This is a genomic window from Candidatus Neomarinimicrobiota bacterium (assembly GCA_021157965.1).
GTDB lineage: Bacteria > Fidelibacterota > Fidelibacteria > Fidelibacterales > Fidelibacteraceae > Fidelibacter.
In genome coordinates, this window is sequence record JAGGVO010000015.1 from 41,264 (window position 1) to 56,893 (window position 15,630).

The 15,630-nt window shown below is 43.3% G+C and carries 15 protein-coding genes and 1 riboswitch; of the genes, 7 read left to right on the plus strand and 8 right to left on the minus strand.

The genetic code is table 11. The features are described from left to right. Positions 1-115 precede the first annotated feature (115 nt). Together J7K63_02095 and J7K63_02100 are read right to left on the minus strand one after the other, a co-directional pair. Positions 116-1,777 (minus strand): cation:proton antiporter, encoded by a 1,662-nt coding sequence (locus J7K63_02095; GenBank protein ID MCD6233815.1) that lies wholly within the window; start codon positions 1,775-1,777, stop codon positions 116-118. Then, positions 1,774-2,427, minus strand: coding sequence for a PTS sugar transporter subunit IIA (locus J7K63_02100; GenBank protein ID MCD6233816.1), 654 nt, complete (start codon positions 2,425-2,427; stop codon positions 1,774-1,776). Before J7K63_02100 ends, J7K63_02095 begins: the two co-directional genes overlap by 4 nt. 247 nt (positions 2,428-2,674) lie before the next feature. Here J7K63_02100 and J7K63_02105 point away from each other — a divergent pair, with 247 nt between their 5' ends. After that, positions 2,675-3,871: an aminotransferase class I/II-fold pyridoxal phosphate-dependent enzyme gene (locus J7K63_02105; GenBank protein MCD6233817.1), complete on the plus strand. Its 1,197-nt coding sequence runs from the start codon at positions 2,675-2,677 to the stop codon at positions 3,869-3,871. Between the two features lie 43 nt (positions 3,872-3,914). Here J7K63_02105 and J7K63_02110 read toward each other — a convergent pair whose 3' ends face one another. Then, the gene (locus J7K63_02110) at positions 3,915-4,403 is read right to left on the minus strand and encodes a hypothetical protein (GenBank protein ID MCD6233818.1); all 489 of its coding nucleotides are present in this window, start codon (positions 4,401-4,403) and stop codon (positions 3,915-3,917) included. Positions 4,404-4,479: 76 nt separating this feature from the next. Then, entirely contained in the window at positions 4,480-5,136 is a 657-nt protein-coding gene (locus tag J7K63_02115) for a redox-sensing transcriptional repressor Rex (protein MCD6233819.1), read from the minus strand. A 134-nt stretch (positions 5,137-5,270) separates the two neighbouring features. Here J7K63_02115 and J7K63_02120 point away from each other — a divergent pair, with 134 nt between their 5' ends. Further along, complete coding sequence (locus J7K63_02120) at positions 5,271-6,269, plus strand: potassium channel protein (protein ID MCD6233820.1); 999 nt, start codon at positions 5,271-5,273, stop codon at positions 6,267-6,269. 26 nt (positions 6,270-6,295) lie between these two features. Here the strand turns inward: J7K63_02120 and J7K63_02125 are convergent, their stop codons facing one another. Next, positions 6,296-7,690: an MBL fold metallo-hydrolase gene (locus J7K63_02125; GenBank protein ID MCD6233821.1), complete on the minus strand. Its 1,395-nt coding sequence runs from the start codon at positions 7,688-7,690 to the stop codon at positions 6,296-6,298. A gap of 90 nt (positions 7,691-7,780) precedes the next feature. Here J7K63_02125 and J7K63_02130 point away from each other — a divergent pair, with 90 nt between their 5' ends. After that, entirely contained in the window at positions 7,781-9,181 is a 1,401-nt protein-coding gene (locus tag J7K63_02130; GenBank protein ID MCD6233822.1) for a PAS domain S-box protein, read from the plus strand. Here the strand turns inward: J7K63_02130 and nadA are convergent, their stop codons facing one another. Then, positions 9,182-10,273 carry a quinolinate synthase NadA gene (nadA, locus tag J7K63_02135; GenBank protein MCD6233823.1) on the minus strand — a complete coding sequence of 364 codons (1,092 nt, stop codon included), beginning with the start codon at positions 10,271-10,273 and terminating at the stop codon, positions 9,182-9,184. 15 nt (positions 10,274-10,288) lie between these two features. Next, complete coding sequence (cobO, locus tag J7K63_02140) at positions 10,289-10,825, minus strand: cob(I)yrinic acid a,c-diamide adenosyltransferase (protein ID MCD6233824.1); 537 nt, start codon at positions 10,823-10,825, stop codon at positions 10,289-10,291. A gap of 119 nt (positions 10,826-10,944) precedes the next feature. Between cobO and J7K63_02145 the strand changes: the two genes are divergently transcribed. The 4 genes from J7K63_02145 to J7K63_02160 all read left to right on the plus strand — a co-directional run bounded on the left by J7K63_02145 (position 10,945) and on the right by J7K63_02160 (position 15,305). Continuing rightward, complete coding sequence (locus tag J7K63_02145; protein MCD6233825.1) at positions 10,945-11,799, plus strand: helix-turn-helix domain-containing protein; 855 nt, start codon at positions 10,945-10,947, stop codon at positions 11,797-11,799. Further along, positions 11,796-12,113 (plus strand): hypothetical protein, encoded by a 318-nt coding sequence (locus tag J7K63_02150; protein ID MCD6233826.1) that lies wholly within the window; start codon positions 11,796-11,798, stop codon positions 12,111-12,113. The genes J7K63_02145 and J7K63_02150 overlap by 4 nt, the downstream gene beginning before the upstream one ends. Beyond that, a complete protein-coding gene (locus tag J7K63_02155; protein ID MCD6233827.1) occupies positions 12,110-12,688 on the plus strand; it encodes an HD domain-containing protein in 579 nt (192 codons plus the stop codon). The genes J7K63_02150 and J7K63_02155 overlap by 4 nt, the downstream gene beginning before the upstream one ends. Before the next feature lie 66 nt (positions 12,689-12,754). Beyond that, positions 12,755-12,853: riboswitch (TPP riboswitch) on the plus strand. Further along, on the plus strand, positions 12,840-15,305 hold the full coding sequence (locus tag J7K63_02160; protein ID MCD6233828.1) for a TonB-dependent receptor: 2,466 nt from the start codon (positions 12,840-12,842) through the stop codon (positions 15,303-15,305). It overlaps the preceding riboswitch by 14 nt. Here J7K63_02160 and J7K63_02165 read toward each other — a convergent pair. Then, positions 15,300-15,626 (minus strand): rhodanese-like domain-containing protein, encoded by a 327-nt coding sequence (locus J7K63_02165; GenBank protein MCD6233829.1) that lies wholly within the window; start codon positions 15,624-15,626, stop codon positions 15,300-15,302. The two genes, J7K63_02160 and J7K63_02165, sit on opposite strands and share 6 nt — an antisense overlap. Positions 15,627-15,630 lie beyond the last annotated feature (4 nt).

Genomic DNA, 15,630 nt, shown 5'->3' on the forward strand with positions numbered 1-15,630 from the left:
TAATTTATAAAAATTCCGTGTTCATGTTACATTATACTTTTAAATATCACTCCATGCAAGGTCATGGAATAAATATTCCAAAGGATATGACGACTCTCACATTGCAGAGTGATTCTTAAAATGTCTCTGTCAGAACCCGGTGTTCCACCTCTCTCATAATGTGGTGCCGACTGATCAGTCCTTTGATTTTTTTACGGGTTTCATCAGTCACAATATATTCGCCATATCCCTTTTGATTCATGAGGGCCAGGGCTTTATCCAGGGGAGTACCAGGACATATTACTTCTTTGGGGGGATCGGTCATAACATCCGAACTTACCATCCACTGCCACAGGGAAGGATCCGGCAACACCTGACGGATACCGCTGACACTCAGCAAGCCAATCCACTCACCGTTCCGCTTTACAACAGGAAATATTGACTGGTCAGCCTGGGCCATCATGTCCACAGCTTTTTCAAGGGAGAGATCTTCATTCAGTATCACGGGGGACGGATTCAGAACATCTTCTGTTTTCATTTCGGCCAGGACATCCTCAACGGTTACATTTTTTCCGGCTTCACCGGATTTTTTTATAATCCATTTGACCATGGGAGGTCCCATAAGCTGGACGAGAAAAGTTGTCGTTGTTACGCCAAAAATCACCACGTCACCAAGAGTCATGGTTGATGAGACGGGAATATGCTGCAGGTGGTGACTGGCCATAATGGAAAGGCCGATAGCGACACCACCCTGGGCAAAGAGTCCGAGACCTGTATATTTTTTTACAATAGGATCAGATCGGGACAACACTGCACCAAACCAGGCGCCTGTAATTTTTCCTATGGTTCGAGTAAGGACATAAACACCGATAATCAGCCAGAGCCATCCCGGCATGGCATAAAGGGTTAAACGGGCACCGACAAGAACAAAAAAGAGGATGTAAATGGGATCGGAAAAGTTCTTCAATTGTTGAATCACTTTTTTACTCCGGTCATAATCCAGATTAACGACAACAATCCCCATGGTCATGGATGCCATGATAACATCCATATTAAAAAAGACAGCAGTCCCGATTGTTAATAGTAACAGACCAATTGCAGAAGGCAGAATCACTTCCAGTTTATCGGTATACCGAAGAATTAATTTCAGAATAACGGCGGCAATGAATCCTGTTATGATGGCACCGCCTAATTCCACACCAATACGGAGTATTTGCTCAAGCCAGGCAACATCTCCCCCGGATAAAATTCCTGCAATTCCGGTCCCCACGCCATACAGGGTCATAGCCAGCGCATCATCGAGGGCTACAATAGCAATGAGTGTCGTGGTTAAAATACCGGCGGACCGGTATTCCCAGATCACATTGATGGTAGATGCCGGATCAGTGGCACTGGCAATAGCTCCGAAAATAATCCCTGCGGCTATGGCTCCGGACCAACTTCCCATAACAGTATAGAGAATAACCGTGATTGACAATCCGACAAGAAAAAAAGTCAGTAATCCTTCAGAAATCAGGATTGCGGCAAATTGTTTTCCATATTTCCGGAGTGTGGAAAAGCGGATTTCTGCCCCGACCAGAAAACCGATAATCCCCAGGGCAAAATAGTTAAAGGCGCTCAGTGCCTGGATATCCTCCTGAGTCACCAAGCGGATACCTCCTTCTCCCAGAAGGACTCCCAGGAGAATATACCCCAAAACCTGGGGAATACTCAAACGCCTGGCCATTAAAGCACTGAGAATACCCCCAAACACACCAATTCCAAAAATAATCATAATGCCCGGATTCAATCCATTCATGACAGATCCTTCCCCGTAAAGACAGACCATAACTCCTTTTCTTCCGCCTTCAACAGAGCTTTTACCACGGAATCATCTTTCATACGGCCACTGACAAGGGAGAGAAGCCGGATATATTCAGCATGCTGGTCACGCCCTGCAGCAATCATAATAATATAGTGTACCGGCAGACCATCCAACGACTTATAGTCAGCAATCCCTTTCCTGGAAACACCCAAAGCCATAACCGGTGATTTGACCGAATTCAGGCGGACATGTGGAACGGCAATACCCCAGCCGATGCCGGTACTCATCAAATCCTCCCGCTGACGAAGAGCAGACATAAGTTCTTCTTTTGATTTTATCTTTCCAGTCTGAATAATCAGATCTGCCATTTCATCCAATGCGCCCCATTTGTTGAGTGATTTGATTAATTTTACCGATTCCGGTTTCAGAACTGCTGAAACAGTCAGACTGAATTCTTTGGATTCATCGGGGATCTGAGTCGTAAGCCTGCGGTTGACCCAGTTTTCAATTTCAGACCGTTTAAAACGCCAGGAAGTGCCGATTTTACCTCCGGGGATCTCCCCTTTTTGAACCCACTCATATACCGTCCGCTCAGATACCCGTAAATATTCAGCAACTTCTTCAAGAGTCATCAATTCATTCATCTTCATCCTCCTGACATATATTATCATATTTTTCAATCAATTTCAATTCTTTCAATTTAATACCCACGTTTTACAATATTTGCTTAAAGCGGGGAAAAATCAGGACAGATTATTCATCATGAAAGAAGTAAAACAAACGGAACAATCCGGATGAAATTTCTTTGGAAAGCTGTTTTTTAAATCCATTCTTTTACATAAGTTTATATCTTGAGTTTATTATGATGTGCGAAACAAACATGAGGGAGATATGAAACCGATCATACCGGCAAAACGGGTTGAAAATGTCAAATACGCCATACGGGACATTGTTGCCATTGCAAATAAGGCCAAAGCTTCTGGAAAAGAGATGATTTATCTGAATATTGGTGATCCGAATATTTTTGGCTTTCGGACGCCTCAGCACATGCTGGATGCGGTGACTGACGCCATGAACCGCAACATGAACGGATATTCGCCATCTTCCGGCATTGAAGAAGCGGTGGAAGCGATCCGGAAACAGGCAGGGCGTTCGGGAATTCGGAACATCCGGGATATTTTTGTCTCAACAGGCGCCAGCGAAGCGATTGAATTGTGCCTTACAGCCCTCTTAAATCCCGGAGATAATGTTCTTCTGCCCTATCCCGGATATCCCCTGTACACGTCGGTTGTGGGCAAACTGTCAGCCGAAATCAATCCCTATTATCTGAATGAGGAAGATGGCTGGAATCTGGATGTGGCAGATATTGAGAGCCGCATCAATGAAAAAACCAAAGGTATTGTTATCATCAATCCAAACAATCCCACAGGCGCCATTTATCCTCCGGAAACATTGAAACAACTCATTGAATTGGCCAAGAAATATAATTTGGTGATTTTCAGCGATGAAATTTATGATAAACTCTGTTTTCACGGACAAAAATATACCTCACTTGCTTCCCTGACACAGGATACACCGGTCGTAACCTTTAACGGACTTTCCAAATCATATCTGGTCCCGGGTTTCCGGATTGGCTGGGCTATATTCAGCGGCCCAAAAGAACTTATGCAGGATTACATTGATGGTGTTAACAAGATGGTCCGGGCAAGATTGTGTGCCAATCACCCCATGCAATATGCCATCAAACCAGCGCTGGAAATGGATCAATCCCATATCCAAAATGTTCTTTCCGAACTGGAAAAACGCAACCGGATAACAGATGAGATGCTGAATGATATTCCTGAAATCAGCTGTGTTCCTGCTAAAGCGGCATTTTACGCCTTTCCGACTCTGAATATCCCGGACCGGGATCTGGATTATGTCTCAGATTTGATTCGTGAAACAGGGGTTGTCACGGTTCATGGAAGCGGCTTCGGACAAAAAAAGGGGACACAACACATGCGGGTGGTTTTTCTGCCGGAAGAAGACCGTCTTATAAAAGCCTATGAAAAAATCCGGGATTTTACACGGAAGCGATATCATTCTTAAAACTGTAAAACATATCTGAAAAAGGTCCATACCGGACCTTTTTTTAATATTCAATTTTCACGTAAATCTGTACATTGGCCGGACCCAGACTGGATGATCCCGTACCACGCTCCGGATTAGGAAGTATGTGTCCCAAATCGGGTACCGTCTGGACCAGGTCGGTTTCCATGCTTACTTCATCACCCGGCAAATATTGGAAGAGTCCTTCCTCTACCCTGCCGTCATGATACACCAGTTCAAGCCATTCACACAATCCAACGGGAGGTTGAGTAACCACATAGATCCCTTCATAAATAACAGGGGAAACATTCTTCATATAGGTATACATCTTAAATTCACCGGTCTGATAAAACACAATTTTCATACTGTCGATAACGGACGGTTGCAATGCTGAGAGGTTGTCGCCTTCGCTGATCCAGACACCGGTGAGATTTTCAGATTGGACATCACTGTTCCCTTCACAACCTTGCAAAAAAAGATACATTGTTATAATAAGGGAGAAAGTCGCAATTTTCTGAAGATGCTTAATCATGTGAGGAAACCACCTTTTATAAGAATTTGATTACTTTTTACTGATAAATCAAGAATCATGAAAACAGAGAAAGACTTTACTTCGTATCTTTTTCCGTTTCCGACAGTTTCATTTTACTGGTCAATACTCCCAGGCTCACAGAAAGCTGAGCATTCTCCACGATCACGTCATCGGGAACAATCAGGGCTTTCGGGACAAAATTCCAGATACCTTTAATAAACCCCTGTACCATCAAGTCGGCAACCTCCTGAGCCGAGTCTTCGCCTACTGTGATAATCCCGATATCGATTTTCATTCTCAAAGCCAGATTGGGCATTTTTTCCACCGGGAGAACATCCACCCCAAAAATTGTTTTACCGATACGCCTGGGATCTTTGTCGAATGCCGCCACAATATTCAGACCATACAAACGAAAGCGCTGATATCCCAGCAGTGCCGTCCCCAGATTCCCTACCCCGACAAGAAATGCATCCCTTTTAACATCCCATCCGAGAAAGGCTTTGATCTTATCAATCAGTTCCTTAACAGAATATCCTACACGGGGTTTACCCACAATCCCTGTCAGCGCCAGATCTTTTCGTACCTGGGTCGGGTCCAGATGCAATTCATTGGAAATAAATGTACAGGAAACATACCGTCGGTTTTCCCGAAGTAAACGGGTAAGGACATGTAAATAAGCGGGAAGACGCCGCATGGACGGTTCCGGGGCAGAAAATTTCCTGATTTTTCTCATAACGGTTCTCCAACAGAGAATTAATTCACGAATAATAGCTGTTTTTACAGGTGAAGTCAAGACTTCATCCTCAAATAAATGGCTCCGGAAATAGTTTAGGCTTTTTTTCTCATTGAAATTGAATAATTTTATATATGATTGCTTCACAGCGCAAATTACTGGTACAAATTCTCCTATTTGTATTCGGGCTGATATTCATTGGATCTTTTGGATATCATTTCATTGAAGGATTATCCTGGTTTAATTCTTTATACATGACAGTGATCACCATCAGCACCGTAGGTTACGGCGAAGTCTTTCCCCTGTCCACTGCAGGTCGTGTGTGGTCGGTGATCCTGATTTTATTCGGGGTAACCATCCTGGGGATCATTGCTGGAAAATTTGCTGAAATATTAACGGACATACAGGTTTTCAGGAGATATAAAATGCTTAAAAATATTAAAGAGATGAAAAATCATATTATTGTATGTGGCTATGGAAGAATGGGACGTATTGTGGGCGAATCCCTGATCCATTCCGGCCAGCCTTTTGTGGTTATAGACCGGGATGAAAAAGTGATAGAAGAACTGATGCAGGATCATATACCGGCAATCCAGGGAGATGCAACCCTGGATGAATTTTTGGAAAAGGCAAATGTCAAGGATGCCCGTGCCTGTGTATGTACCCTGGAAACAGATGCGGACAATCTCTTCGTGACTTTTTCTGTCCGTGAAAAAAATAAAACGGCGCTTATTATCGCCCGGTGTAAAGAGTCGGCCAACACAATCAAACTTCAGAAAGCGGGTGCAAACCGTGTGATCAATCCTTATGAAGTGAGTGGAAAAACCATTGCTCAAATTTTACTTCAACCGGCTATTCACAATTTCATTGAGATTTTTCGTAACAGGGATATTGATTTGGCCATGGAGGAAATCGAAATTCCCAAAGAGAGCTTCCTGTCCGATAAACGCCTGATCGATGCCCCTCTCCGCTCCAGATATAACCTGATGATCACGGTTATCTTTGATAAAAGCCACGATCCTTATTTTAATCCATCATCGGACCATGTCCTGAAAGCTGGTGATCATATATTGATTATGGGTAAGACCGATGATCTGAATCATCTGAAGAAAGATTTGGGAATCTCATCCTGAAAGACTTTTTCTTTTAGAAACCGGGATTATTGTAGTTGATATGTTTCATCGTATTGTGGGATATGAACCGTCCAATGAAAAGTCTCTTTAATTTTTTCAGCCAGGCTTTTGGATGCTTCAGGTTCGCCATGGACAATAAAAACTGATTTAGGAGGATGGGTTAATCCCGCCAGCCAGGCCAGGATTTCTTCATAATCGGCATGGGCTGAAAAACCGCTGATTTGTTCAACCCTGGCTTTCACGGGAATGTGTTCTCCGTGAATTTTAACCTTTTTCTTCCCTTCCAACATGGCTCGTCCACGGGTACCTTCTGCCTGATAACCAATAAACAATACCGTATGTTTCGGATCCGGCAGGCGATACTTGAGATGATGTAATATCCGGCCGCCTGTCAACATACCACTGGCACTGATAATGATACAGGGTTCTTTGAAGTCGTTGATTTTCTGAGATTCTTCCCGGGTTTGGGTAAATTCGGTGTTTTGAGTTCTGAAAGCGTCTACCCCTTTAATATAGAGTAAACGGGCCCCTAAATCTTGATTTTCAATGTGTTTTGCTGTGATTTCAGTGGCATTGATCGCCATAGGACTATCCACAAAGACGGGGAGTTGCGGAATCCGTTTCTTTTCTTCAAGGTCCCTCAGAATATACAACAGCTCCTGAGTACGCCCTACGGCAAAGGAGGGAATAATCACGCTCCCCTTTTTTCGGACTGTTTCACGAATGATCTCTTCCAGTTTTCTTTCCGGGTGGTGCTCTTCGTGGAGACGATTTCCATAGGTGGATTCCACCAGAAGATAATCTGTATTGTAAATGGTGGAAGGATCTTTCAGAATTGGCCTGTTGGCACGCCCCAGATCCCCGCTGAATACAATTTTCCGATTTTCACCTTCATCATTTTCCCAATAAAGATTCACAAAAGAAGAACCCAGGATATGTCCGGCATCTTTCAGCTTTGCCCGAACACCGGGAATTACCTCAAATTCGAATCCGTAAGAAACAGGTTCCAGCAAGGCAATGGCCTTTTCTGCATCATTCTTATTATAAAGAGGAAGGGCCGGCCTGTGTTTGGTTGCACCAATTTTATTCAGAAAACGGGCATCTTCTTCCTGCAGGTGAGCAGAATCCATAAGCATAATTTTCAAGAGATCCACGGTGGCTGCATTTGCATACACCGGACCAGAATACCCCTGTTTTACCAGGCGGGGCAAATATCCCGTATGATCAATATGGGCATGGGTAAGGACAATGGCTTCAAGCGAGCGGACATCCAGAGGCAGGGGTGACCAATTGCGTTTCCGCAGTTCTTTGAGCCCCTGAAACAAACCGCAATCAATCATGATGCGCTTTCTACGGTACTCAAAAATATATTTTGACCCGGTTACCGTACCCGTCGCCCCCAAAAACCGTAGAGAACTCATGAGAACTCCTTCACTTATAATATTGTTATTCTTTAATTATCATTATAATTTACGCCATAATTTTCAATAAACTAAGGAATGAAAAAAAACATGGATACTCAACGCGCTTTTTCGGAAGATCCTTTTCATCATGATATCATTCTTAAAACACTGCAATCCACTCTCAATGTTAATGATTACATTTCTGTTTTGGACAGAGATTTTACATACCGGTATGTCAATCAGGCCTATAAAAAATATTTTAATCTGGATGAAGCCGATATACTGGGCAAAACGCACAAGGAACTGTTTGGTACAGATTTTTACAAAAAGACAATCCGGCCTAACCTGGAAGCATGTCTGAAGGGTGAATCCGTCTACTATTCCGCCTGGTATAAACACAGGGATATTGAAAGATACATCAGTGTAACCTGTCTTCCCTATCGTCCGTTTGGTGACGCTATCATGGGAATCATCATCAACGGACGGGATACAACAGAGCTGAAAAATATATCGGACAAGCACAAAATACAAAAAGCTTATTTTGAAAACCTGTTTCAGCAATCTCCTGATGCCATAGCCATTTTAGACAACAACGACAGGGTGATTAATGTAAATGATGCCTTTACAGAGCTCTTTGGTTATACCCTCATGGAGTGTCAAGGCAAACCTATCAATGACCTGGTCGTTCCGGATAACCTGAAAAAAGAGGGATTGGAAGCAACCATGAATGTCGCCGACGGGCAGAATATCAGCCTGGAAACCGTCCGAAGAACTAAATCGGGTAAGCTTATTCATGTATCTATTATCGGCAAGCCAATCCTGATGGAAAATAATCAACTGGCCGTCTACGGTATATACCGGGATATCACTCACCGAAAAAAAATAGAGAAAAAAATTGCCCGGGATTTACAAGAGAAAGAGGTCATGTTGAAAGAGATTCATCACCGGGTTAAAGATAATATGCAGATCATTTCATCCCTGTTAAACATGCAAATCCGCTATGTTAAGAATGAAGCAGACAAGGCAATTTTCAAGGAAAGCCAGAGCCGAATCAAATCTATGGCGTTGATTCATGAACGGCTTTATAAATCGAATGACCTGGCCCACATCAATTTTGAAAAATATACACGCAAAGTTGTCAGTAACCTTCTCGCATCCAACGAATCCGGTCCTAAAAATATCATGTTTAACTTTGATATGGAAGATATAGCTATTCCCATCAACCAGGCAATCCCTCTCGGACTGATTGTCAATGAAATTATATCCAACAGCATCAAATATGCTTTCAAAAAAACCGAAAAACCGGCAATTCATATATCGCTTCATAAAAGTGACCCATGGTTTGAAATGATCATACGGGACAACAGATGCGGGCTGGATATATCAAAAATACCGGATCAATCAAAAACCGTAGGAATGCATCTTATTAAATCACTGATCACTCAATTACACGGATCATTGGATGTAATGTCGGATCAGGGACTGTCATACACCATCCGCTGGCAATAATCAGCCTGTAATTTCAAGCATTTTATTCAAGGCTTTGTAGGCATCCCGTGCAATGTGAGGATTTACTTTGACCTGATGTATCACGTGTCCTTTGGATAATTCCGCTAATACATGGTGCAATTTTTCCGGCGTTGTCATCGACATGGTAACACACTGATAGCCTGGATTTGTCAATTGTAAAACCGTTTTGCCGGAAAACTTCTCCTGAAGCCTGTTAACCATGTGTGCTTCAGTCCCAACCGCCCAAACACTGCCGGGTTCACTCTGTTCCACCTGGCGGAGTATTTTCTCCGTACTTCCCGAATCATCTGATTCCGCCACGACTTCATGACGGCACTCCGGATGGACAATCACCCGAACTCCCGGGTGGTTCTTGCGGATATTGACTACATCTTCCGGCATAAAACGACGGTGTACACTGCAATATCCGTCCCATAACAGAACTTTTGCCATGTGAATATCCTCCGGGAAGACAGGATTGAGCATATCCCCTTTGAGATGATAGATCAACTCCGTTGGGATTCCCTTAGCCAGGGCTGTATTTTCACCCAGGTACCGGTCCGGAAGAAAGAGTATTTTATCCCCCTGTTTCAAGGCCCAGTCAAAAATTTTCCCCGCATTTCCGCTGGTACAAACCGTTCCTCCGTTTCGACCCACAAAGGCCTTGATCACGGCAGTTGAATTGATATAAGTCACAGGGATAATTTTTCCCCCCACATGATTTTGCAAAGCACGCCATACACTTTCCACTTCGGTAATATCAGCCATTTCAGCCAGTGGACACCCGGCATTGGGTTCAGGCAAGAGAACCACCCTGTCCGAAGAGGTTAAGATATCGGCACTTTCCGCCATGAAATGGACACCGGCAAATACGATATATTTTTTATCCCGGATTTTTGCCGCTTCCTGCGCCAGTTTCAGGGAATCACCTACGATGTCTGCCACGGACACAATTTCATCCTGCTGATAATGATGGGCCAGCAAAATCATCTCTTGACTCAGCTCTTTTTTCAGAGTCCGGATATCTGTGAGAATCTCATCCTGAGTCCGGCAGAGTTTGAAATATTCCACACCATTTTCTAAGATTTCCATTTGTATCCTTTCGGTTTAGAAATCAATCCCTTTTTTACCGGGAATTCCCTTTTGAAAAGGGTGTTTAATTTCCTTCATTTCTGTCACCAGGTCGGCAGCCTGTATTACAGCATCACCGGCACCCCGCCCCGTGAGAATTAAATCAACAGTGTCCGGCTTGTCCCGGATAAAATCAAGCAATTGCTTTTCCGAGATCAGGTTTACCTGAACTGAAACCAGTATTTCATCAAGAATCATCAGGCGATATTCTCCGGAATTCATTTTTTCACGGGCAAAAGCCAGGGCACGTTCAGCTGCATCCCGGTGTTCCTTTTCCGGTACTTTATCTCCCATTATATGATAAAATCCCTTTCCCATCCGGTGTATTTCAAAATCAGGCGACAGTCGTTTGACGGCATCCAACTCACCATAGTGCCAATCTCCCTTGATAAACTGGACCATGCACACTTTACAACCATATCCCAGGCATCGGAACGCTGTTCCCAGGGCAGCCGTGGTTTTTCCTTTTCCGTTTCCGGTATACACAAGAACTAATCCTCTTGATTGTTCCATTTTTACTCCGATTTTTGGCTTAATATACAGAAGATTTCCGGAAATGACCCGGGATTTGAAAATGGATGATTTAAAAGCTCCTGCTTTTTTATTATATTTCCAAAAACAGGATACCCGGCATGAAAAATACATCCGATCATACAAAAAACACCAACAATCAAAATCAGACTTCACCAAAATCAACATCCAGTGAAAAGGAAGACACCTACTGGGAATTGTTGAAAAAAAAGCGAATCCAGAAAAAAATCACTCTTGAAGATCTGAACCTGAAAACAAAAATAAATGTCCGCTATTTTGAAGCCATTGAGCGTGGAGATTTTTCCACACTCCCCGAAACATATATCCGGCTGTTTTTAAAAACTTATGCACAGGAACTGGGGTTGGATTTTGAAGAAATACTGTCCCATACACCCGAATCCATTCAAAATAAACTAAAAGTCCCGGTTGCAACACCACCGAAGCACAAGCCATCAAATCCCCTCCGAATCAGGAGCCGCCGCAAACGCAATCCCCTTTTACTTTTATCCGGTATCATTATCATTGCAGCTGCTGCTATTGTTTTAAAATATTATCAGAATGCATCAGATGATCCCGTCAACACGCCCTTAATCGACACTCTGGCTCAAACAACACTCCGGAATGATTCAGAAGTCATCCAGCTATCCAACGATATGGAAAATCTGAATTCGGAGCGCGAAACGGTCCTTACTCAACCCTATACCATTGAAATCTTCCCTGAAGAGAATCTCATCTATCTGCTCCAGATTGGCAATGAAAGATCCCGGGAGAACCTTATTCAGAAAAATATTAACCACAGTATTACATTGAATTCCCCTTTTAAACTGAAAATTTTTCAGCCTGACAAATGCCGGATCATGATAAATAAACACATTCTGCCGGTTGAGTCCAACAAACCTGTCGTCATTCAGGTGGATGATTCCGGAAAATTGACACTTTTCGGATCTGCACAATGACATTCAGGCAATTTCTTCTACTCTTTTTTCTTGCTTTATTCACCATAGCCTGTCAATCCAATATTAATCAAATTGAGGTGGAGATTTTAGCGGATACACAATCTTTTCCAGTCGACTCATTGAAATATGCCTTAACCGGCCTTCAAGGAATCAATTATGTGGCCATGAGTCCCGATACCTCTCATATCACCCTTAAATATGACCGGTATAAAACCCATTCCGACGTGATACTCCAATGCATTTCAGAGTATGGATATCATCCCCGGTTGATTTCCAAAAAATCCATATCTGTTAAAAAGGAGGCTGTCCATTGAAAGAAACGATGACTTATGATGAAGCTCAGAAACTATTTAACAAATATCTGAAGACAGATTATCTGAGAAAGCATTCCCGGGAAACTGAAGTCATCATGCGTCATTTGGCCCGGGTTTTAAATGAAGATGAAGATTTCTGGGGTATTACGGGACTGTTGCACGACCTGGACATGGATGTATGCAAAGGCGATTACAGTCAACACGGGTATAAAACCCTGGAAATCCTCAAAGACGAAGGATATAACATTCCCTCTATGTTCAAGGCCATTCTATCCCATACCGAAGGGTTGGATAGCCGGCGGCCCAAGCGGGAAACCCTCCTTGATTATTGCCTGGCCGGTGCGGAAAACATTACCGGCATTATATCGGCTTATGTATTGCTGAAACCCGGTGGAAAACTTGAAGGGACAAAACCCAAATCTATCCGGAAAAAATTGAAAGATAAATCCTTTGCCGCCTCCATAAACCGGGAATTCATTGCCGATGTCCCCCCGCACACTTCCATGGAAGAATCGGAATTTATACAGCTTGCCATCGATGCCATGACAGAAATATCGGAAGAAACCGGTATGTAAAATCACTTTATAACACCTGTAACGGGCAGGTCTTTGTTTTATAGTCAGGAAATCCTTATATTCAAAATGAAATGTTAGGGGTGCTGTCCTAAAAAGGGCGGCTGAGAGCAAACCCTTGAACCTGAAACGGATAATACCGGCGGAGGAAAACATGAAAGCTCATCATCTTATCATCGCCATCATTCTTTTAATCAGTAATAGGGTTCACGCCGAAACACTTGAGGGACTTATTTTATCTTCGGTGACCGGTGAACCGGTACCCTATGTAAACATCTCAATAGAGGGGACAGATCTGGGAACTATTACAGATCCGGACGGATATTTCACCGTGAAGGCCGACACTCTGCCTTTAGAAGTGAAAATCGGTCATATCCAGTTTGAAGACCGGATTGTTGATTTGTGGAATCCTTTCACAAAAATCATCCTGGAACCGGATGTCCTTCAGACGGAAGAAATCCGGGTTATTGCCAGCCGAGCCGTCAAAGGAAAAACACCCGTAGCCTTTTCCACGATCGATCAGAAGGATATTCAAACATCCTACTCCCATCAGGATGTCCCCATGGTCATGAAAAAAACACCGGGAGTATATGTTTATTCCGATGCAGGAAATGGTACGGGATATTCTTATCTGAAAATTCGGGGATTTTCCCAGGATCGGATCGGCATTATGCTGAACGGTATTCCTTTAAATGATCCGGAATCCCATTCTGTGTACTGGGTGGATCACGGAGACATTCTGGCATCGGTATCCAACATTCAGATACAAAGGGGAACCGGTAATTTTCTCAACGGAGCTACAGTTTTCGGGGGAACGGTCAATATGGAAACCAATTATGCCCATTTGCCCCGGGGACTTCTCATCACAGCCGGTTATGGGAATTATATGGGGACGGGAGGACTTGATTTGCCGGGCTATAAAATTTCCTCCACATACAACGGCAGGCCATTTGCCGCAAAACCTCTCTATTTTTACGCTCGGATGAGTTACATGGACAATCCCGGATACAGGGTGGGAAGCGGTACCACCCAAAAATCTTTCCATACCGGATTGCAAAAACAGAGTCCGGATAAAATGACGCGGGTGGAGTGGATTTTCGGCGATGAAATAACCCACTTTTCCTGGGACGGAATTTCACCTCAATATGGATATAATCTGGATAACCGGGATGAGCGCCGCTATAATTACTATGCCGACCCCGCCTATAACGGTGGCTATGACGATGCAAACAAGGATGTATTTTCACAGCATATTGTTTCTTTACAACACAGTCGGAAATTTACTTCCTCCCTGTTGAACCTGACCTTATATGCCGTAAAAGGGGATGGATATTACGAACAGTTTAAAGGCAATCAGTCCGTCAAAGAATACAATCTTACATCCATACTACCAGATACAGCCTCTGTAGACCTGATCCGTCAGAAATGGTTAAAGAATGATTATCAGGGGCTGCTTCTTCAATATAATATGCAACATCTCAATAACATGGACATTACTCTGGGAACAGAAGCCCGTTTTTACCAGTCCGATCATTTCGGAAATGTCTCATCGCTGGAAAACATCCCCCTTTCCCCGCCGGATAATCATAAATACTATTGTTCGGACAGTTATAAAAACACAATCTCTTTCTATCTTCATAGCATCTACAATCTCAGAGAAAATTTGAGTTTTCTCGCTGACCTGCGTTTTCTCTCCCATTTTTACACTTTTAACCAGGATCGGATTGGTGCTTTTAAAGGATATGAATACAAATTAAAGTACTTGTTTCTGGATCCCCGTCTTGGAATCATGTGGGAAGCTGCTGACGGGTTAACACTCTTTGCCAACATTTCCACTGCCCACCGTGAACCGGCGGATTCAGATATTTATGACCAGTCCGATCCTGAGGCCGAGCCGGCAATTCAATTGACAGATTCTAAATATGCTGATCCGCTTGTAAAAGAAGAGCGGCTGATACATACCGAACTGGGTATCGATTATTCCAATGACCGCTTATCCGCTGCTTTGAACCTGTACCGGATGGATTTCAGGGATGAGCTGATTCCCATGGATTACCGGTACCGGGATGACGATAACATTCTCAAAGGGAATGTACCCAAAACCATCCATCAGGGCATCGAAGCGGATATTGCATTCCGGTTGAACCGCCATGTATCCCTGCGTTCCAATGTAAGTTATTCACATAATTCATTTGTTGAATTTTTTGGAGATGCACTGGGTTGGGGAGGATATGGGGCCCTTGCAGATTATTCCGGAAAAACCATTCCCGCGTATCCTTCTCTCATGGCCAATATAAGCGGAACAATCAGTCTGGGGGGGTATTCTCTAAACCTGGATTTGCAATATACCGGAAAACAATATATCGATTTTTCAAACACGGAAGAAGCGGCAGTATCGCCACATACCATTGTAAATATGGCCTTAATCCTGCCATTGATTCAATCCCGTGCGGGAAATCTGACGGTAGACGCTAAAATCTACAATGTTTTTGATACTTTATATGAAACCTTCGGATATAATTATTATCTGGATCCCGATACACGTATTGATGTCTACTGGCCGGCAGCTACGAGGAATTACTTTTTGACAGCCACCTGGCACATCAAAGCCGGGTTATGAAGGAATCAGTTCGTACTCCCAGTGTTTCAGGCTTCCCAGGGAAAAGACATGGGGTATCCCCTTCTTTTTAAGAAGGTCCACGGCTAGGGACGATTTGAGTCCGTTCTGGCAATATACTACAACAATTTTATGCTTGGGAATGGTATGAGCTTTTTTTTCTAATTGTGAAAAAGGCAATGAATGAGCACCGGGGATGTGTCCTTCTATATACCGGCCCGGAGATCTCAGATCCAGAATAAAAAGATCCTCCGGTGTATTCTGAAATATTTCATGTAATTTTTGTCCGTGAATGACAGGAAAAGATTTTATTCTGTCAGGCATGAGA

What these genes read in the sequence shown, in the direction of transcription:
- J7K63_02095 (MCD6233815.1), bottom strand. Translation starts at nt 1,777, where the DNA reads ATGAATGGATTGAATCCGGGCATTATGATTATTTTTGGAATTGGTGTG.
- J7K63_02100 (MCD6233816.1), bottom strand. Translation starts at nt 2,427, where the DNA reads ATGAATGAATTGATGACTCTTGAAGAAGTTGCTGAATATTTACGGGTA.
- J7K63_02105 (MCD6233817.1), top strand. Translation starts at nt 2,675, where the DNA reads ATGAAACCGATCATACCGGCAAAACGGGTTGAAAATGTCAAATACGCC.
- J7K63_02110 (MCD6233818.1), bottom strand. Translation starts at nt 4,403, where the DNA reads ATGATTAAGCATCTTCAGAAAATTGCGACTTTCTCCCTTATTATAACA.
- J7K63_02115 (MCD6233819.1), bottom strand. Translation starts at nt 5,136, where the DNA reads ATGAGAAAAATCAGGAAATTTTCTGCCCCGGAACCGTCCATGCGGCGT.
- J7K63_02120 (MCD6233820.1), top strand. Translation starts at nt 5,271, where the DNA reads ATGATTGCTTCACAGCGCAAATTACTGGTACAAATTCTCCTATTTGTA.
- J7K63_02125 (MCD6233821.1), bottom strand. Translation starts at nt 7,690, where the DNA reads ATGAGTTCTCTACGGTTTTTGGGGGCGACGGGTACGGTAACCGGGTCA.
- J7K63_02130 (MCD6233822.1), top strand. Translation starts at nt 7,781, where the DNA reads ATGGATACTCAACGCGCTTTTTCGGAAGATCCTTTTCATCATGATATC.
- nadA (MCD6233823.1), bottom strand. Translation starts at nt 10,273, where the DNA reads ATGGAAATCTTAGAAAATGGTGTGGAATATTTCAAACTCTGCCGGACT.
- cobO (MCD6233824.1), bottom strand. Translation starts at nt 10,825, where the DNA reads ATGGAACAATCAAGAGGATTAGTTCTTGTGTATACCGGAAACGGAAAA.
- J7K63_02145 (MCD6233825.1), top strand. Translation starts at nt 10,945, where the DNA reads ATGAAAAATACATCCGATCATACAAAAAACACCAACAATCAAAATCAG.
- J7K63_02150 (MCD6233826.1), top strand. Translation starts at nt 11,796, where the DNA reads ATGACATTCAGGCAATTTCTTCTACTCTTTTTTCTTGCTTTATTCACC.
- J7K63_02160 (MCD6233828.1), top strand. Translation starts at nt 12,840, where the DNA reads ATGAAAGCTCATCATCTTATCATCGCCATCATTCTTTTAATCAGTAAT.
- J7K63_02165 (MCD6233829.1), bottom strand. Translation starts at nt 15,626, where the DNA reads ATGCCTGACAGAATAAAATCTTTTCCTGTCATTCACGGACAAAAATTA.